Annotated in this window: 13 protein-coding genes; 1 reads left to right on the top strand and 12 read right to left on the bottom strand. The window is 34.8% G+C overall.

Annotation, left to right across the window (positions count from 1 at the left end):
• Positions 1–93 precede the first annotated feature (93 nt).
• The 6 genes from C7J88_RS09100 to C7J88_RS09075 form a co-directional block, all read right to left on the bottom strand.
• The gene (locus C7J88_RS09100) at positions 94–2,850 is read right to left on the bottom strand and encodes a bifunctional glycosyltransferase/CDP-glycerol:glycerophosphate glycerophosphotransferase (RefSeq protein ID WP_159031417.1); all 2,757 of its coding nucleotides are present in this window, start codon (positions 2,848–2,850) and stop codon (positions 94–96) included.
• Positions 2,851–3,110: 260 nt separating this feature from the next.
• On the bottom strand, positions 3,111–4,736 hold the full coding sequence (locus tag C7J88_RS09095) for a glycosyltransferase family 2 protein (protein WP_095115541.1): 1,626 nt from the start codon (positions 4,734–4,736) through the stop codon (positions 3,111–3,113).
• Positions 4,737–5,048: 312 nt separating this feature from the next.
• Entirely contained in the window at positions 5,049–6,575 is a 1,527-nt protein-coding gene (locus tag C7J88_RS09090; protein WP_095115539.1) for a glycosyltransferase family 2 protein, read from the bottom strand.
• A gap of 332 nt (positions 6,576–6,907) precedes the next feature.
• Positions 6,908–9,664, bottom strand: a complete 2,757-nt coding sequence (locus C7J88_RS09085) for a bifunctional glycosyltransferase/CDP-glycerol:glycerophosphate glycerophosphotransferase (RefSeq protein ID WP_106904269.1) — start codon at positions 9,662–9,664, stop codon at positions 6,908–6,910.
• A gap of 131 nt (positions 9,665–9,795) precedes the next feature.
• Entirely contained in the window at positions 9,796–11,568 is a 1,773-nt protein-coding gene (gene recQ, locus C7J88_RS09080; RefSeq protein ID WP_095115537.1) for a DNA helicase RecQ, read from the bottom strand.
• Between the two features lie 11 nt (positions 11,569–11,579).
• On the bottom strand, positions 11,580–13,457 hold the full coding sequence (locus C7J88_RS09075) for an ABC-F family ATP-binding cassette domain-containing protein (protein ID WP_095115535.1): 1,878 nt from the start codon (positions 13,455–13,457) through the stop codon (positions 11,580–11,582).
• Between the two features lie 113 nt (positions 13,458–13,570).
• On the opposite strand from C7J88_RS09075, the gene C7J88_RS09070 reads away from it, so the two are divergent.
• The gene (locus tag C7J88_RS09070; RefSeq protein ID WP_095115533.1) at positions 13,571–14,386 is read left to right on the top strand and encodes a ZIP family metal transporter; all 816 of its coding nucleotides are present in this window, start codon (positions 13,571–13,573) and stop codon (positions 14,384–14,386) included.
• Between the two features lie 67 nt (positions 14,387–14,453).
• On the opposite strand, the gene ltaS is transcribed toward C7J88_RS09070, so the two are convergent.
• The 6 genes from ltaS to C7J88_RS09035 all read right to left on the bottom strand — a co-directional run bounded on the left by ltaS (position 14,454) and on the right by C7J88_RS09035 (position 21,130).
• A complete protein-coding gene (gene ltaS / locus C7J88_RS09065) occupies positions 14,454–16,388 on the bottom strand; it encodes a polyglycerol-phosphate lipoteichoic acid synthase LtaS (RefSeq protein WP_095115531.1) in 1,935 nt (644 codons plus the stop codon).
• A 486-nt stretch (positions 16,389–16,874) separates the two neighbouring features.
• The gene (locus C7J88_RS09060) at positions 16,875–17,879 is read right to left on the bottom strand and encodes a 5-oxoprolinase subunit C family protein (protein ID WP_095115529.1); all 1,005 of its coding nucleotides are present in this window, start codon (positions 17,877–17,879) and stop codon (positions 16,875–16,877) included.
• Positions 17,879–18,559, bottom strand: coding sequence for a 5-oxoprolinase subunit B family protein (locus C7J88_RS09055; protein ID WP_095115527.1), 681 nt, complete (start codon positions 18,557–18,559; stop codon positions 17,879–17,881). Before C7J88_RS09055 ends, C7J88_RS09060 begins: the two co-directional genes overlap by 1 nt.
• A 243-nt stretch (positions 18,560–18,802) precedes the next feature.
• Positions 18,803–19,405, bottom strand: a complete 603-nt coding sequence (locus C7J88_RS09045; RefSeq protein WP_095115525.1) for an aminotransferase class IV — start codon at positions 19,403–19,405, stop codon at positions 18,803–18,805.
• Positions 19,406–19,407: 2 nt separating this feature from the next.
• A complete protein-coding gene (pabB, locus tag C7J88_RS09040; protein ID WP_095115523.1) occupies positions 19,408–20,553 on the bottom strand; it encodes an aminodeoxychorismate synthase component I in 1,146 nt (381 codons plus the stop codon).
• Entirely contained in the window at positions 20,537–21,130 is a 594-nt protein-coding gene (locus C7J88_RS09035) for an anthranilate synthase component II (protein ID WP_095115521.1), read from the bottom strand. The genes pabB and C7J88_RS09035 overlap by 17 nt, the downstream gene beginning before the upstream one ends.
• Between the last annotated feature and the right edge of the window lie 293 nt (positions 21,131–21,423).

Below are 21,423 nucleotides of genomic sequence, written 5' to 3'. Positions count from 1 at the left end.
TGGTCTTGTGCAAAAGGCATTGTACTTAATACCCTTTTACACTTTAACCAGTGTTGAATGTAGAATTTGCTTATGATTGAATCAAATCAATGATTAAAGCTCTTCAATAAACTCAAAGATTTTTCGGTTGTTGCCCTCTTCATAAGCGTATTCTAGATAATATTCAATATGTTTTAACACATCATCTGGGACTGTAAAGCCATTAGCAATATTTTCTTTTACTTCACTAACAGTATCTTCAATCGTACTTACTGATTTACCAAGCTCATTTTTCGTAAAGTCTAAATAGCCTTTTTTGTAGTGTTTTTTATAGAACTCTTCTAAATCAAATTGAGTAAAGATAACTGGTTTCTTCATGAATAATACATCGAAGAACACAGAAGAATAATCTGTTATCAACATGTCACACTCGATTAACAAATCTTGTACATTTTGTTCTTTAGGTACGATTTCAATTTTATCTGATTCTGGTTGATCAAAGTATTCAAGAAAATCTCTCATTTCGTAATGCGGGAAGAACTTCAATTTGATATTCTTTTCTTCTATTGCTTTAATCAATTCTTCATTGTTAAGCAAATTGTTATAGAACTCATAGTAATCCGATGCTAAGAACTTCGTTGGATCTTGCTTGTCATCATCTGACGTTTTATTGTATGATCCTGACGTTAAATCTTTTCTCCATGTTGGCATTAATAAAATAACGCGTTCTTCTTCATCATTAAACTGGATTGGTTCATTTGAAGAAATATTTTCTTTTAATTTTTTATAACGTGGAAAACCAGATCGAATCAATTGGTGATCATTATAATAGGCATTATTTTTTAATAACGTTTCTTCAGCTTTATTTGTCACAACAATTCCTTCAAATCCAATTCGATAATTTGAAATCGCTTGGACAACATTATTATATGTTACACCATGTTGTAAAAATACACGTTTATAGTTAATGAGATCTCCAAATATACGATAGTATTCTGGTTTGGTATATGCTGAAGGTCTCATATAGCTATCCGGATCATACGAGTTTACCAGTGTATCTGCTGATAATAAATATAAATAGTGTCTGATAGAATCCTTACGTACAACTTTTCCATATTGTGCAGCTTCTGAATACGCTTCTGATTGCTTATCAGCTAAATAATAATATTGTTTCCTTTTATTATATTGAGCATTAACATATTTAAAAAATGATGCACTGTTATCTTGAAATGTATCTGGTCTCTCTCCAACCAACACAATTTTTTTATGTTTTAATACTTGATGTGCAGCATGATGCATCAAACGCAATCCGCCACCAACACGAATTTTTGACTTATCAAAAATTCGTTCTTTTTCTTTTGCAAGTTTTTCTTTCCATGTTGGGTTCGCAATAATTTTAATTGTATGGTTTGGTAAAACATCAATTGATAATTTATCGTCTACTTTACCTTTAAATCGATGGAATAAATGATGTGCTTGTGTTATCACTTGTCGACGCTCTTGAGTGGCATCTTCAATAAGCTTAATTCCAACTGTATACTCATTCTCATTTCTATTAATCAATGACTTAGGAATATTAACCTTAACACCACAAATAGAGTCACTTTCTTGTACGATATAAGGGGAATCTAACTTATTAAATTTGTAGACTGGCAATTGAATCTTTCTACCTCTTTTTGGCGTCAATTCAAGAATAAGTGAATTTTCTAACTGGTGGTCAATAACAGCATTATTTGACAGTAATTCACCAATAAGTTCAATACCGAACTCACGTTCAATCATACGCTCCATAGATACATATAAATGGACTGTATTAATTTCTTGTACATCTGCATACTCAGAAGACACAATAATACCGTCACGTATAATGATACGACCAACTTTTAGTTTAGGGTTAACAAATAATGCTTCATTATTTGTCACTAATGCATAATAAGCTATTTTTAAAGCACGGTGTTTGCTCAACTTTTCTAGTACTTTAAAGCTCATATCTTTATAAACAGGTTGGATTTCTTTGAATAACCACTTACGTTCTTCTTCATCAAAATCTACATACTGTTTTAAAATGATGTTATTTAAATACCCATGGAAAGTCTTATAAATAAACTTTTCAACAGCATATTTAATTTGATATACTTCTTGATTTTTTAGTATCTTTTCGTGCAATAATTTAATTAATTCAATATAATCATAATAATTCTGTTCTTTTTTGAAAACAGAATTCATAATAGAAGTTCCATCTTCTCGCTGTCTATATAAATAGATAACTTCATCCACAACACCAATTTTTTGTTCTGCTACCATCAATGGAATAATTGAAAATGCATCTTCAAAATGACGGCCTACTGGAAACAACTCTTTTTTATCAAGTAGAATATCTGTTCTAAAGATTTTATTGCATGCAGATGGATTTTTTATCAGTTCCTCGCCACCCACTGATAAATCAATTATAATATTGCCATTGCCATAGTATTTTTTCCATTCATAATTAGGGGTTTTCATTGGAAATGTAACTAAGTTACCGACTACAATACTCAATTCTTTTTCTTCAGCAAAATCATAAAGTGTTTCACAGGCTCTATGTGTATACATATCATCAGAGTCTAAAAACATTGTGTACTTACTAGTAACAAATTGTAATCCATAATTCCGTGCATCTGATAAACCACCATTTTCTTTTAAATGATACGAAATATTCGGATACCTTAAAGCATATGCTTCAGCAATTTCAGTACTACCATCTTCACTTCCATCATCAATTAGTAGGACTTCAAGGTCAAAGAAAATTGTTTGGTTAATCAATGACTCAATAGCTTCTTCCAGGTAGTCTTCCACATTATATATAGGTACTATAACGGATATTTTACTCATGTTGATGTCTCCTAACATTTATTCTCGTTCTTAATACTCTCTACTTCATTGTAAATTTAATAATGTATATTATCAACAATATTTTAATTGAATTTGTTTGTATTCTCCAATATCTATAATAATTGACTATTATATTGTTATTTATTTGCGAAAAACCATCTCAACTGTTCAATATAACAATTGAGATGTTTTTATATCCAAAATAGGAATTTCTTACTTATATTAAATTGATTGACGGCTTTACATTTTAATGAAAAGAATTATTTTAAAATACAATTTTTCAGCTGAATAATTCCCCTTTTTATACGTTGCAAAAGAGACTGTACATTATCTTGCATACTTTTTTCGACTTTTGTTTCTTTGTTAGTTTTGCCAACTGGTTGCTCAACTGATACTTTTTTCGTAATTAATTCAATCGTACGATTTGGTCGTATATTTAATGAAATAGGCTGAGTTTTTTCTCTTTTGTATTGATGAAGTAGATTGTGTGCAAGAACACCAATGTATCTATGCTCTTGTGTTGTTTCTTCAATGATGCACATTTTCAATTCAAAATGATTATCCTTTCCACTAATGGCTGACATAGGGATACGCACCATAATTCCACAAGAGGCATCGTTCTCATCTTTATAATACGGTGATTCTAATTTGTTGAATTTCTGAACTGGGTATTCTACCACTCGACCTTTAGGACCTTTCAATTGAAATACGAATTCATTTTGAAGATGATGATCGATTTCCACGTTATTTGAAATAAGCTCACCGATTAATACAAAATCTTCATTGTCTTCAATAAATCTTTCAATAGACGCATATAAGTGAATGGAATGCATTTCTAGCTCACATAAGTATTCTGGATTTATCAAAATTTGATCCCGAATAATAATACGATTGACCTCTAATATCGGATTCACAAATAATGATTTATTATTCGTAACAAGTGCATAATAAATCGTTTTCATCACACGATGTTCGCTTAGCTTGTCCAACATCTTATAGTTTATATTTTGATAAATCGGTAATATTTGATCAAATATCCACGCTCTTTCTTTTTCATCAAATGAAATATGATCTTTCAAAAATATATTTAATAAATACCCATGAAAAGATTTAGTAATAAATTTTTGAACACCATAAACAATTTGCTTGTTTGTCTCATCTACGATTAATTGATTGTGAAGTGTTTTTATTAAATCAATGTAATCATAATAATTTTTCTCTTTCGTATAGATTGAATTCATGATTGATGAACCGTCTTCTCGTTGTCTGTATAAATAGACTTTTTCATCAACAAGTCCAATTATACGTTCATTAGCCATTAATGGAATAATTGAGAAGGCATCTTCAAAGTGACGCCCTACTGGGAAAAACTCATCTTTTTGTCGCAACAAATCTGTTCTGAAGATTTTATTACATGCTGATGGAGATTTTAATAATTCTTCACCGCTTACTGATAAATCAATCACACGATTACCATGTCCAAAATATCTTTTCCAGTCATAGTTTGGTGTGTTACCAGGAAATATAAACAAATTCCCAATTACAATATTCAAATTATTCTCTTCAGCGAAATGATACAAAACTTCACAAGCACGAGGTGTATACATATCATCAGAGTCTAAAAACATTGTGTATTTACTTGATACAAACTGTAAACCAAAGTTTCTCGCATCTGATAAACCACCATTTTCTTTATAATGATACGAAATATTCGCATACTTCTCCGCATATGTTTTTGCAATTACTCCACTGCCATCTTGACTACCATCATCTACTAAAATCACTTCAAGATCATCAAAAATTGTTTGATTAATTAATGAATCAATCGCTTCTTTTAGATAACTTTCTACATTGTATATCGGCACTATAATAGATACTAAGCTCATAAATAGGTCTCCTACCTTAATTTAATTTTCATTCAATATAATCATGCTTACTACTCAGTTAGCTCATTAACAACTTTATCTTTAAGGCTAAGAACTGTAAATTATTACAAAAATTAATAGCAAACTTTATATTGAATAGCATGTACAAAACACTCGAAAAACATTCATCTACTATCGACTGTTGCAATTCTACATTTCAAAATATAGCATAATTCTACCCGTATGGATTCTCTTTTTTTGTCCTATACACTATATTTAATATTATACGAGATGAGACTTTATTATTTCATGAGCTTATCATATCTCTTAATTTTAAACCGTTTCATCAGTTGCACTGTCTTCTGGCATTTCATCTATAATCATTTCAATAGTACGGTTCTCTCTTATATTTAATGAAATGGGCTGATTTCCTTCTCTTTTATATTGATGTAATAAATCATGTGCAAGAACTCCAATATATTTGCGCTCTTGTGTCGCTTTCTCAATAATGCACATTTGTAATTCTAAGCTGCCAATTTTGTTGTTAACATATGACTTAGGAATTCGAACTTTAATACCACAAGGTGCGTCATTCTCTTGCTTACGATACGGTGATTCTAACTTGTTGAACTTCTGAACAGGACATTCTAGCGTTTGACCTTCTAATTCTTTCAATAGAAATACAAATGAATTTTGAAGATTGTGATTAATATAAGCATTATTCGAAACCAATTCACCAATGAAAACATAATCTTCATCATCTTCAATAAACCTTTCGATAGCTGCATATAAGTGGATAGAATGCATTTCAAGCTTTCTTAAATAATCTGGATGAGTTAATATTTTATCTCTAATCACGATTCTATCAACATTCAAAATAGGATTAACAAAAAGTGATTTATTGTTTGTCACAAGTCCATAATAAATGGTTTTCATTATACGGTGCTCACTTAGCTTCTCTACCATTTTATAATTCACATCTTGATAAATTGGTTGTATTTGATCGAACGTCCATGCTTTTTCTTCTTCACTAAATGTAATAAGATCTTTCAAAAAGATATTAATTAAAAAGCCATGATATGATTTAGTAATAAATTTTTGAACTGCGTAAATAATTTGTTCATTTTTCTCACCCACGATTAGTTGATTATGCAGTGACTGTATTAATTTGATATAAACATAATAGTTCTCTTCATTATTATAGACAGTATCCATATAAGAAGAAGCATCATCACGTTGTCTATATAAATAGACTTTCTCATCTACAAGCCCTATTACTCTTGTCTCAACCATCAAAGGTATCATAGCAAAAGCATCTTCCATACGAAGCCCAACCGGAAATAACTCTTCTTTATCAAGTAAAATTTCCGTTCTGAATATTTTGTTGAATGCTGAAGGCATCTTGATAAGTTCTTCCCCCGCTACTGATAAATCAATCACTTGATTACCATGACCAAAATATTTTTTCCAATCATAATTTGGACTTTTACCCGGATATAGTTCCAGCTCACCTACAACAAGTTTTAAGTTCTTTTCTTCTGCAAAATTATAGAGAGATTCACAAGCTTGAGGCGTATACATGTCATCTGAATCCATATACATTGTATATTTACTTGTTACAAATTGTAGGCCATAGTTGCGTGCATCTGATATCCCCCCATTTTCTTTATGATAATAAGCAATGTTTGGATATTTTTCTGCATAACTTTTTGCAATCTCCGTACTACCATCTCGGCTTCCATCATCGATCAAAATGACTTCAAGATCCTGGAAAATTGTTTGATTTACTACTGAGTCCAGTGCATCTATGATGTAATCTTCAACGTTATAAAACGGTATAATCATCGATATTTTACTCATGAACAAAGTCTCCTAACGTGTGTAAGCGTGCTCTTTAATTTATCGTTACTACTTTATTTTAAATTTCACGGTGTTGTTACGCAACTAATTTCATGTACTTTTCTGAATATTCATTTCTATACTTTTTACATTTTTCTCTATTTTGTAAATCTTTCGAATGTGTTCTATAAATTAACCATTCTCTTACTTCATGCTATGAACAAGTGAAAAATCACCCTAACTGTTAGATTCTATTTCTAACAATTAAGGTGACGTAAAAGTGGGCATTCCACTCTAAAAACTATACTGACTTATTTAATTATCTTGATTAAGATAGAATTCTGTTCACACAATTAAAGTTCTTCTATAAACTCTAAAATTGCTTTGTTATTGTCTTCTTGATATGCATATTCTAAATAATGCTCAATATGATTCAATACATCTGTTGGCACTGTAAATCCATTTTCAATATTTTCTTTAACTTCGTTTACAGTATCTTCAATCGTATGAACTGATGTACCAAGTTCATTCTTCGTAAAGTCTAAATACCCTTTTTTATAATGCGTTTTGTAAAAAGCATCTAAATCAAACTGCGTAAAAATAACTGGTTTTTTCATAAATAGTACATCAAAGAATACAGAAGAAAAGTCTGTCATCAACATATCACATTCAATTAATAAATCTTGTACATTTTGTTCTTTTGGTACTATCTCTATTTTGTCTGACTTTGGTTGATTGAAATATTCAAGAAAATCTCTCATTTCATAATGCGGGAAGAACTTTAATCTAATATTTTTTTCTTCTAATGCTTTTATCAATTCTTCATTATTAATTAGATTATTATAGAATTCATAGTAATTTGAAGCTAAAAATCTAGACGGATCAATTTTTTGATTTGCTGCTTTTTTATTGTAAGAACCCGGTGTTAAACCTTTACGCCATGTTGGCATTAGTAAAATAATACGTTCTTTTTCATCACTGAATTGAATCGGTTCATTGGTGCGAATATTTTCTTTTAATTTTTCGTATCGTGAAAAGCCCGATCTAATCAATTGCTGATCATTATAATAAGCACCATGTTTTAATAATTCTTCTTCATCTTTGTTTGTCACAACAATTCCTTCAAAACCAATTCGATAATTTGAAATTGCTTGAACAACATTATTATATGTCACACCATGCTGTAAAAAGACACGGTTATAATTGATTAAATCACCGAATAGTCGATAGAATTCCGGTTTCGAATATGCAGACGGTCTCATATAAGCATCTGGATCATATGAATTTACCAACGTATTAGCTGACAACAAGTATAAATAGTGTCTAATTGAATCTTTTCGCACAACTTTACCAAACTGTGCTGCTTCCGAATATGCTTCTGAACGTCCATCTGCTAAATAATAATAGTGTTTCTTCTTATTAGGCTGTGTATTAACATATTTAAAAAACGCCGCACTATTATCTTGAAATGTATCTGACCGTTCGCCGACTAATACTATATTTTTATGCTTTAATGCCCAGTTTGTAGCATGGCTTAAAATTCGCATCTTACTTCCCACACGTAATTTAGATTTGTCCATAATTCTATTCTTTTCAAGAATCAACTTCTGTTTTAATGATGCATTCGTAATGATTTTAATTGTTCGATTAGGTAACACATCTAAAATTAAATGACGATTTATCTTCCCTTTAAATCGATGCAGGAAGGCATGCGCCTGTGTAATAATTGGCTTTCTTTCTTGTGTTGCTTCTTCAACAATAAACAGACTCACTTCATAAGTATTTTTTACATGCATAATCACCGATTTAGGAATAGAAATCATAATACCACAAGCCGAATCATCTGTTTGTTTAATATATGGTGAGTCCAGTTTATTAAACTTCTCAATAGGCAACTCTATAATATTCCCTTCTTTATCTTTCAGTTCAACAACAAGTGGATTCTTAAGTTGATGATCAATAATCATATTGTTTGAAACTAATTCACCAACAAATAAGATTTCGTCTTCTTGTTCTATAAATCTTTCAATAGAAGCATACAAATGAACTGAATTAATTTCTGGCGTATCAAAATGTTTTTTGGAGATGAGCGTGTTATCACGAATAATAATATTGTCTACGTCTAAAAATGGATTTACAAATAATGCTTTATCATTTGTAACCAGTGCATAGTAAACTGTTTTCATTACACGATGATTGCTGAGTTTTTCAAGATACTTGTAATTTATGTTTTGATAAACTGGCTGTATTTGATCGAAAATCCATGCTTTTTTCTCTTCATCAAATATCACTTGACTATTTAAAAAGATATTGTTCAGATATCCGTGGAATGTCTTTCTAATAAACTCATTTGTTGCAAATACAACTTGATGATTTGTTTGACCCACGATTAATTCATTATATAAAGTTTTAATCAACTCAATATAATCATAATAATTCTTTTCTTTCGTAAAACTTGAGTCCATAATTGATGATCCATCTTCACGTTTTCTGTATAAATATATGTTTTCATCTAAAACACCAATATACTTTTCTTTGAACATCAATGGAATAATCGCAAATGCATCTTCAAAGTGTCGCCCCACAGGGAATAATGCACTTTTATCACGTAAAATATCAGTTCTAAATAATTTATTACATGCTGACGGATTTTTTATCAAATCTTCGCCACTGACTGTTAAATCAATCACATGGTTACCATTGCCATAATACTTTTTCCATCCATAATTCGGTGTTTCTTTTGGAAAAGTCTCTAAATCTCCAACAACGATATTAAGATGATTTTCTTCTGCAAACTCATACAAGTGTTCACATGCTTGTCTTGTATACATATCATCTGAATCTAAAAACATCGAATATTTACTCGATGCAAATCTTAAACCGTAGTTACGCGCGTCTGACAAACCACCATTTTCCTTAAGATGATATGAAATATTCTCATATTCCATTGCATACTTTTTTGCAATATCTGTACTACCATCTTGACTACCATCATCAATTAATAAGATTTCAAGGTCTTGAAAGATTGTTTGATTAATCAATGAGTCAATTGCTTCTGCAATATAATCTTCTACATTGTATATAGGTACTATAATTGATATTTTACTCATAAATTATGTCTCCTAACATCATTTATCATTCTGTTTTTTATCTATTCATACAACTTTATTTTAAATTTGATAGCGTATATTCGCAACCATTTCTATGAGTTCTTTCTATATAGAATCTACTATTATACTACTCATATTTTATACGCTTGTATCGTTTCCAAAAAAACTGGGCAATAGTGCTTCAACTTATAGCTCCCGACCCCTTCTATATGAATCATCTCTTGCTTAGAAGTAGGTTTTCGCTTTGCAAATTCTTCTAAAGTGTAATCTGTAAAAATATTGACAGGTGGTACGTGTAGCTTATCACTTAGTTGCTGACGTACTGCCATTAACTGTTCTAAAAGTTTGCGATCCACACCTTCTACTGTATTAATCTTCACGATTTCTTTTGATTTTCGGCGGAATGGTGACGTATAAACGCGTGTTTCATTTTTTAATATTTTTTTGACACTATCATCGCACATTAAAATATCATCTTGTGCATTCAAAAAACCTTTGAATCGCATTTCATCTATCAAGTGGTGCAACTCACCAGTGGTATAGTCTTTCATAATGCCATACGTCGACAAATCAGCAAACCCTTGATGTTGAATATAATCAGATTGTTCACCACGTAATACTTGAATGACCGTTTGGTGAGTTTCTTGCTGATTTAATCGTGCCACACCACTGATGATCATTTTAGCTTCTTTTGTCATATCATACGTTTTATTTTTGGCAATACAATTGCTACAATGACCACATTCCTCAAGGCGTTCATTCGGCTCAAAATAATGAACGAGCGTTGCTTCCAAGCATTGTTTTGTCTTAGTGTACTGAATCATTTTCGTCAGTTTTTCACCCATCTTATCTTGATAATCTTCATCTGCCTTAGATGATGTAATAAAATACTCATGCAACCCGATATCACGCTCACTGAATAATAAGATACAGTCACTTTCTAAACCATCTCGTCCCGCACGGCCTGCTTCTTGATAATAAGACTCCAAGTCACCTGGCATATTGTAATGAATCACAAAGCGGACATTTGACTTGTCAATCCCCATACCAAAGGCATTTGTCGCCACTACCACTCGTGTGCGGTCGTATAAGAAATCATTTTGTGCCGCTTCTCTCTCTTTCGCTGTGCGTCCTGCATGATAATAAGTTGCAGAAATACCTGCATCTTCTAATGCATGATATAGTGTTTCAACTTGCTTCCGAGTGGCGCAATATACAATACCAGAGTCTTGGACGTGTTGCTTAATGTAGCGAATCACAAACTTTTCTCGCTGATATGTCGGATTCACTTCAAATATAAGATTGCGCCTTTTTATACTCGTCTTCACCACATGATTCGGATGAATGTGTAGGCGTTGCATAATATCTTGCTGTACTTCAGTTGTTGCTGTTGCTGTCAATGCCACAATTGCAAATTGCTGTGGTAATGCAAGAACTGTATGAATCACCGCTTGGTAGCTCGGTCGAAAGTCATGTCCCCATTTGGAAATACAATGTGCTTCATCAAACGCAACAAGTGCGATAGGCAGACGGCGTAATAATGCAACAAAACGTGGTTGTTCCAAACGTTCTGGAGCGACATATAAAAACTTAATCTCTCCAGCACGCAACTGTGCTTCAATCTCTTGTTGCTCCTTCATACTTTGACTACTGTTCAAGTAGGCTGCAGAAACGCCCATTGTTTTAAGTTGATCCACTTGGTCTTTCATCAATGAAATCAACGGGCTAATCACCAATGTCGTACCAGATTGTTTGAGACCCGGTACTTGATAGCAAAGAGATTTACCGCCACCAGTTGGTAAAACACCTAATGTATGTTGCCCATCCAAAACATAAGAAATAATTTCTCGTTGTCCTGGTCTAAACTTCTGGTATCCGAAATAATGCGATAATACCTCTTCCATGTAGATCCCTCTTACTGTTCCATAATTTCTTCTAATTCACTCCAACGTGCAATATCTACTTCATATTGCGTTTCCAATGTTACTTTTTCTTCATTTAATGTATGAATCTTCGCATAATCTGCCTGTGCTGCAATCATCTCATCGTCTATTTCTGACAAACGTGTTTCTGTTTCTTCAATTCTTGACAATAACAGCTCATATTCACGTTTTTCTTTATAAGATAATCCTCGCTTTTTTGACTTTTTAGGCGGTGTTGGTATGGCTGCTTTTTCTTGTGATTCAACCACCGCTTCTTGTTCCTTTTTATACGCTAAGTAATCATCGAATCGGCCTAAAATCATGTCGACTTGCCCATCGTGTACATACCAATAACAATCTACTACTTTATCCAAAAAGTAGCGGTCATGGCTGACAGTAATCACTGTGCCACCAAATGTCTGAATATAATCTTCTAATATCGTTAACGTCTCAGTATCCAAATCATTTGTCGGCTCATCTAATAACAATACATTCGGTTGATGCACGAGCAAGCGCAGTAGATATAGACGTTTTTGTTCACCACCTGATAACTTATAAACCTTCTTGCCATGTGTTTGTGTTGGAAATAAAAACTGCTCTAACAACTGAGTGACAGAAACCGTCGTGCCATCTTTTTGTTTTGCCACTTCTTGTTCTTCACGTAAAAAGTCAATCATCCGAACATCTTGATTTAAACGTTCATCTGTTTGTTTAAAGTAAGCAACCTTTACTGTTTGTCCTACTTTCAACACACCACTGAAGTCTGTGTCCTCACCTGCAAGGATATTGAGAAGTGTTGTTTTACCTGCGCCGTTCTCCCCAACAATACCAATTTGTACACCTTTTTGAATAATCGTCGTCAATCCATCAAAAAGTGTGCGACCTTTGATTGTTTTACCGACTTGTTCCAATTCAAACACTTGTTTCCCTAATCGTGAATGGGCCAAATTCAATGAACCTTTTTCTTGTGTGTGATGTGATTTTACTTGTTCTTCCAGTTCTTTGAAACGATCTTGACGCGCTTGTTGCTTCGTCGTTCGTGCTTTAACACCTGCACGCATCCATGCCAATTCTTGTTTGAATAATGCACGTTGTTTCGTCTGTTGCTTCGCCATGATTGCTTCTTGTTCTGCACGCATCTCAATATAGGTCTCATAATTACCCGGATAAGATGACAACCTACCATGTTGTAACTCAACGATGCGTGTAGATACTTCGTTTAAGAAATATCGATCATGCGTCACAAATACAACTGTTTTTGGATAAGTTTTAACAAAGTTGATGAGCCAATGAATGGATTCAAAGTCCAAATGGTTTGTCGGCTCGTCTAACAACAGTAAGTCTGGCTGTTCAATAAGCGTTCTCGCTAAAACTACACGCTTTTGTTGTCCACCTGATAGTTCCCCGATACGTTTCGTCGTATCATGTATACCTAACTTTGATAAAATGGTCTTGATTTCCGCACTATAATCCCATGCGGCTAACATATCCATATCCGATTGTGCTGACATCATTTCATCTAGCGCTTTGTCCGTTTGTTGTTCAGCATATTGTACAGTTGCTAACTCATATCGCTTGATTGCTTTTAATGTCTCGGTATCAGCACTGTAAACAACATCGTACACAGTCATTTCTTCGTCTAAGTAATGCTGTTGAGATGCGTAGCGAATGCGATATTGTTTCGGATGTGTCACTTCTCCATCAAAGTCTTCATCCAAACCGGCAATCACTTTCAGTAAAGAACTCTTACCCGTCCCATTAATACCTACTAAACCGACACGTTCTTTATCAGAAACTGCGAATTCTAAGTCATCAAATATCACTTTATCAGCAAATGATTTGTTCAAATGTTCTATTTTATACGCTGCCATCCAACATACTTCCTTTTACCTTATAGATTTGCTCCACTATATCTGTTAATCTTAAATCAGTTCTATCTATTATACCTTTTTTTCTATTCAAATGATACAAGGAGACAAACGCTATGTTGAATTACATTGCCGACAGCCCCCCATTTGTTCAAGCACTAGTTGCTGGACTCATCACTTGGTTATTAACTGCACTAGGGGCTGCTACGGTATTTTTATTTAAAACCGTCAATCAGAAAATACTTAGTTCCATGCAAGGATTTGCTGCAGGTATTATGATTGCTGCAAGTTTCTGGTCATTATTACAACCTGCTATCGAAAGCAGTTCGGATAGTACGTATCCGTGGCTCCCTGCCGCAATTGGATTTTTACTCGGTGGCGTTTTTATCCGTTCACTCGATTACGTCATTCCACACATGCATCGCAATGCGCAAGACAGTTCTCAAAAAGTAGAAGGCGTTGAAACCGGGCTTAGTAAAAATACATTGCTTTTTCTCGCGATTACACTACATAACATTCCTGAAGGGCTTGCGATTGGTGTTGCCTTTGGTGGTGTTGCAACAGGCAATGAACATGCAACATTACTCGGTGCACTCGGGCTTGCAATCGGAATTGGGATTCAAAACATTCCTGAAGGCGCTGCACTCTCGCTTCCAATGCATGCAGCGGGGCAATCTAAATGGAAATCATTTAACTATGGACAAGGGTCGGCGCTTGTCGAACCTGTTTTTGCAACATTAGGCGCCGCAGCCGTATTAATTGTCACACCTATTTTACCGTATGCACTCGCATTTGCGGCAGGTGCGATGATATTCGTTGTCGTTGAAGAACTGATTCCCGACTCACAATCAGGTGAAAATACCGACCTTGCAACATTAAGTTTGATGCTCGGCTTTACAATTATGATGATATTAGACGTTGCATTAGGTTAGGTAATATCAAAAAAAGCGACTGACTTTGCACATGATTGATGTGTAAAGTCAGTCGCTTTTTATCGTTCTATTTTTCAGCTTTAGAACCTGCTTCATATTTATATTTCGCTGGATCTACTTTGTCAAAATCAGGATTTTTATAGAATCGGAACAAGTCGCCATTCAAAATCTTGTCCGAAACTTCAAGATCTGTTTGAACTTGTTGTTTTACTTCTTCCAAGTTCGACGGTGGTGTCGTCATCGGTTCGTTATCTTTGTTGTTGTACACTTTACCATTTACATACTTGTAATCTTTCGTGACAAAGTCACCGTTACGGAATGGTACAACTTCTTGATGATCTTTCGATAACATATCAGTTCCTAACATCAAATAGTTTGACGTGTCGATACCAAGTAAGTGAAGTAACGTTGGCATGACATCAATTTGTCCTGCATATGTTTCATCTACTTTTGGTTCAACACCTGGTGCTTTAATCCAAAAGCCTGTTTTATTCAAGTCATTGAATTTTGCTGGTGTAATTGGTTCACCTAACAACTCGCTCATCGCTTTGTTGTGATTTTCTGAAATACCATAGTGGTCACCATAAAGAACAATTACTGAGTCTTCATATAAACCACGTGCTTTCAAATCGTTGATGAATGCTTCAACCGATTCATCTAAATAACGTGCTGTTTGAATGTAACCATCTACCGTATTATTCCCCGTATCACTTTTTTCAATCGTTGCATCCTCTTCGCTCAACGTGAATGGATAATGATTTGTCAATGTTACCAAGTGTGAATAAAAAGGTTCTTTTTCTTTGTCGAGATATTCTGCTGACTCTTTAAAGAATTCCTTATCTTTCAACCCTAAGTTTTCTAAATTCTCGGGTGACATATCATAATATGTCGCATCATAAAACTTATCGATACCAAAGTGACGATACACTTGATCACGGTTCCAGAAAGTTTTGTAGTCACCGTGCATCACATTCGTTGTATAATCTTGTTGCTGATGCAAGATAGCTGGTAGTGACTGGAATGTGTTATCACCTTTTAATGAAAAGGCTGATCCTTGTGGAAGACCGTATAAACTGTTATCCATCGTAAACTCAGCGTCTGAAGTCTTCCCTTGACCTGTTTGGTGATAGAAGTTCGGATAATATCTAAAGTCATCTTGACCTGAAGATAACTTATTCAAAAACGGTGTCACTTCTTCGCCATTCACTTTTTTATTAATTAAAAATGTTTGGAAACTCTCTAAATGAATTTTAATGACATTCTTACCCTTTGCCTTACCGTAATATACTGGGTTCGGCTCAGTATTTTTTTGTTTAGAGTAATTCAATACTTCTGTCAGATCATCTTCAGAAGCAAGTGCTTTTTGTTGATTATTTTCAATCGTTTTTACACCATCATATACCGTGAAGTTATAAGGTCCTAAATATTTCACTAAATATTTATGGTCAAATGTACGCGTTAATAACTCAGGACGGTCTGCTTCTGCAAATGCCAAATTCAAGAAGAACAAGGCAATCGCAGTACCCATAACAACTGGCACAAACTTTTTATGGAAAACTTGTTTGTCCAACCACTTCTGCTTGAACGTCAATATAAATAAATACACAAAAGTATCTAAGAAATAGACAAAATCATACCATTGGAATGATGCACTTAGCGCCCCACCCATAGAATCAACATTGCTTACTTGGTTCAAAGTACTAAACGTAATAAAGTCTGAGAAAAAGCGGAAATAAACAACATTGGCATATAAGACGAATGTAATAAGGAAACCACCGATGAACATAAACCAAAATGCTTTTCTACCTTTGAATAGTAGAAACACACTCAATATCAACGCAACCAAGCTGTATGGATTCATTAGAAGTATTAAGTTTTGTACGAGCCCTTTAACACCGAGTGACAAGTCTACATAATAGGCAAAATATGTTTTCAGTGAGATGGTTAAAACCATCAATAAGAAAAACATAAAAATCCCTATTTTTTTATTTCCTTTTTCCATGTATGTTCCCCCGTTAATGATACATCTCTTCTCTTTATTTATCGTGACATCCATGACAAGTCGTCTGTTCGATATGAAAATACGGCATGTCCTATGGATTTAAAACTTTAAATTAATCTATTTGTAATCATTTTGTAATATTCAATATAAGTTCAGTATAACAATATATACGAATAAGTGACAAATTTCAAGTGAAAACAAACAAACACTTGAAATACTTACATAAAGTTGCTCATACATACCATTATATAAAATCATCTTATTTTTGTATTCAGACTCCAGTTGTAGAGAACAACACATTCATTAAGCATAAAATTTTGATGCTGCTCAACTCCAAAGCGCTTCTCTCACAACCTCGTGATGTCAGTGTTCAAGAAGCAGAATTCTCGACAGAATTTTGCGATTCGATAAAATCAAAAAGCGATTTTATTCATCGCTCGAATTCTGCTCAAATTCTAAACGCTTCTCTCACAACCTCGTTTAATACTAGCTATGCATTTCTTCTTTCATCCGATATGCGATTCCAGCAAAGAGATGACGGCACCATTTATGATACTTCACCAAGTTTTGTTCCGCTTGTGCGATATCAATCAATTGAAACTTTACTTTTGAACCCTGGCGTTTTTGTGCGATTTTTGACAAGTGATATGTCGCAATCGTACCCACTTGCGGATAACTACCGAGTGTATAATGATCATTCAACAATATCACTGGTGCTCCTTCTTTTTTCACCTGTATCGTCCCTCTTTTTACTGAACGATGCGGTGGCATCCCATCGTAATGAGCTTTAATAGGTATACCATCTAATACGATTCCCATACGATTTGCTTTACTAGTTACAGAATACTCATGTTGCGTAAATGCTCGTAGACTTTCAACATCAAAATCTTCTGTCCCTTTGTTCGGCAACACGTGGATCACGTCAGACAAATAGTTGAATGATAGCGTATAACCGTCTACTCCCCATGAAGTAGTGCCTGTTTCTTTGAGTCGTTCGAATAGTTTTCGGTGTCCTTGATGATAGCTACGCTTCAAGCTTACTTTGTCACCAGCCTTCAAAGCACGACCTTGATAGCCACCCATTGTAGAAATCACATCAGTAGAGACAGAACCTAACCACGATTCGAGTTCATAACCACCTGCAACAGCTAAGTAGACACGAGCACCTCTATGCAATGCATCAAAACGCAATACGTCCCCTTTGTTCATTAAATAAAGTTTATTCATTTTTATCTGTCTATCATCGGTATGCGCAATCGCAATTGCCCCTGACATTGCAATTAATGTCGGTTCTATAAAACGGATACGAGCCATACGATTGGTCATCTCTAACGTCGCTTCTTCCGGATCGTTACCAACAAGTCGATTGGCAATTTCATGTGCAACAATATCGAGTACGCCACTACGAATCACCCCTAAATGTTCATGACCTTGTCGTCCAAAATCTTGGAAACTTGAAAAGAGTCCGCTGTCTTCAATCATTAATGTCATCACACATCACGCCCTTCTTGTAGCACATCGAATTTCACGTGGTCTCCCAATGAAATAAGCGCAAAATCTTTCTTTGTCGGATCAAATAATTGTAATGGTGTCCAACCTATCACAAGCCAATCTTCATATGTATCTGTTGTCGTAATCCCACATTTATTATTTTCTAAAATCACAGACCCAGCGGGAATAAATCGCTTTTCCGGTGCTGTGTGATTAACGATAATGCGTTGATCTACACCTGATAAATAAGGAAAGCCCGGTGAATAGCCCATCATAGATACGAAATAGTCACTCGATGTATGATGCTGAATAAACGTCTCTTCCGTTATCCCTAACTCCGCCAAAATATGATTCAAATGCGGCCCATATTCACCACCATAATACATCGGCACTTTGACACAACGACGTTGCTTTTTCCATTTTTCTTCTGAGAGATCAATTTGTGCAATCAAGTTTTTCATATATAAAAATGGCGATGCGATAGCCATCTGTTCCATCATCATATGCGCATCATAAGAGATCAACATATCGGTTTCTGTCGGTACAATCTCTGTGATGAATGGTTCATTCTGTTCGATTAAATAATGTCTTAATACGAGCAAACGCTGTGTCGCAGTTGGTGTCACTTGATCGCGTAAAGACACCACAATCGCTTGGTCTCCTTGACTATAAACTTTCATTCGTTCCACCTCGTTTACGTTTCATTATAAAACAATTTTAATAACGTCGTCATTTGATCTATGATTGTACCTACAAAATAGTAAATCACAACTGCCTGCATTAGAATAACAAGTGTCATACATAAAAATGCATACCCTTTGCGTTGATGTCGTACACAGCGTATACAGACCTTTTGCCCTAACCACATCAAAAAAAGAAATACGATTAAATATCCTATTATTATCATTATTGTTCCCTCAACCTTATCGAAATTGTACGGGCATCCATTCTCTTAAGCTATTAATCATCCAAATATCATCCTGTGCTAGAATAGCTGCTTTTAACGATTCAACAGTCAAATCTGCTTCAATAATCTCACCGTGATCTAATAACGCTTGTCTCATACAACCACGTAAAAAATCATGCTCATAGCGTGGTGTCTGTTTCTCAGCTTGATAAGATATAACTAAATTGCCAATATCAAACTCCAATAGTTTTCCTTCTGCATTATGGAACAAAACAATATCCGTCTGATGATGATGATGCAAATGTGAACGTTCAGACGTTTTGTTCGTTCGTTGCCAACGTGGTGTTTGTTCATCTATTTCCATCAAACGTGCGGTTAAAAATGGTTTATCTGTAAGAGGCGCTATTTCAGTTGTAAGTATTCCTTCGGCTGACAATATGACCTTCAAACGATATGTATTTTCAGTGTAGGTATCTTTTACACCTTTAAGTCGTTGAACCCAATTATATTGAGAGAATGGCAAACCTAACTGCTCTGCTGAACGGGTCATACGTTGAAGGTGATATGTTTCACGTGGAATCTTTCCTGCCTCTAATCGCATTGTCTCAAATAATTGCATCGCTATATCCCCTTTAAAATTCTTGTCTTATCTTGAAATTCTTTGTACTCCTGTTCAGGGTTTGAATCAATTGTGATACCTGCACCGACACCATATACGAAACGGTCACCGAGTTGTTGCACCGTTCGAATCGGAACATTGAACACGGCGTTCCCTTCAGGACGTAGTAGACCAATCGTACCGCAATAACAATGTCGTGGCGTTGGCTCTAATCGATGAATGATTGACATCGTATTCACTTTCGGCGCACCTGTAATTGATCCACATGGGAAAAGTGCTGCTAACAACTGATTTAATGACATATCGTTAGTGATTGTCCCCATTACCATCGTTGTCATTTGATAAACAGTTGGGTATGTTTCAATCGCACATAATGGCCCAACACGAACCGTTCCTTGTTGTGCAATTCGTGCAATGTCGTTACGCAACAAATCAACAATCATAATATTCTCCGCTCGATCTTTCATCGACTGTATTAGCACTTCATAATTCTCTTCATCTTCTTGTGGTGTTTTCCCCCGTGGCATTGTCCCCTTCATCGGTTTACTCATCACCGTTCGTTCTGATTGACCGAATGGCCCTACCTGAAAGAACAACTCAGGAGATATCGATGCAATTTTCAAATCATCTGTATCAATCAATGCCGTATAATTACCGTTTGCCTGTTGCGTCAGCTGTGTATAAAGGCTTTGAATAGATGTCGTCGCTGCTGCTTCAAGACGTGTCGTATAATTCACTTGATACGTCCAACCATCGACAATTTCCTGTTGTATCGCTTGAATGTTCTCGGTAATGCTCTGTTCTGTTTCTGTAAAACGAAATGGTAATCTTTTCATTTGTTCAGAAATGATAGGCTGACTCTCCATCTCCACTGCAACTGGTGATTCAAATGCATAACACACCGCATAGATACCATCTTCTGGCGTATAAGTCCCAAAATCAACGTTATAATATGCCGCTGCTTCATAAGGTAAATACAATGCAACATAATAACCTGCTTGTTGTAAACGTTCCGCTTCCGCAACGACCTGTCCGACCTCTGACAGGTGGTGTGCAAGGAATGAAACGACCGGCGTATGAAACGTATAATGATATGTCTCCGTATTTTGTTCATCTGTGTAATACGTATAATTAAACTTCACAACCATTTGTAGACCCTACCTTATCAAGAAAGTTTCGTATTTGGGCATGTCCATGCTCTGACAAAATCGACTCCGGATGATATTGAACAGCGTAAATTGGCAAGTCTTCATGTGCTACTGCCATAATCATTTGCTCTTTATTCATTGCTGTCACGGTGAGTGGCGTTTGTATCGTTGCCGGATCCGCCATTAAAGAATGATAACGCATCACATTAAAAGCAGATGGTAGCCCTCTGAATAATTGCGAACCATCATGTGTAATTCGGGTCGTATGTCCGTGAACAGGATACGGAGCATGAACAATCTTGCCACCATAATATGTGACAATCAATTGAAATCCTAAACACACACCGAGTATTGGAACACGCTTTTCAAAATAACATAAAATATCTTGTAATATCGGGTAATCAACGGGTGCTCCGGGACCCGGTGAAATCACAATGGCTGTTGGACGGCATGATGCAATCTTTTCAACAGATACATCATCTACATCAATCACTTCAATATGACTATTACTTTCTGTCTTTAAATAATCCACAATATTATATGTAAATGAATCTTTGTTATCAATCATTATTATCATCAGTTTTGCCTCATTTAAATTGAATTAACTCTATTATCACAAATGTCTCTATAATTGACAAAAATGAATGCCTTTATAGAAGAATAATTGAATAAATATTGCATGTTTCTTCAATCGGTTGATTTCTCTTATTATATAGGTTACATTTATCAACGTAAAATATTCATACAGAGGTTCCTAGCGTATACTCAACCCTCTATAAAAAACTAGACTTCTTTTCCGTCTATTTTTATGGAGACGGACTTTTTTTATGCTTTTCGCACCAAAACTGTCCATCGTCCAACTCAATTTTT

The sequence above is a fragment of the Staphylococcus muscae genome (assembly GCF_003019275.1).
Taxonomy (GTDB): domain Bacteria; phylum Bacillota; class Bacilli; order Staphylococcales; family Staphylococcaceae; genus Staphylococcus; species Staphylococcus muscae.
Note: the sequence above shows the minus strand (reverse complement) of the source record. Positions and strands in the feature narration are given on the sequence as shown.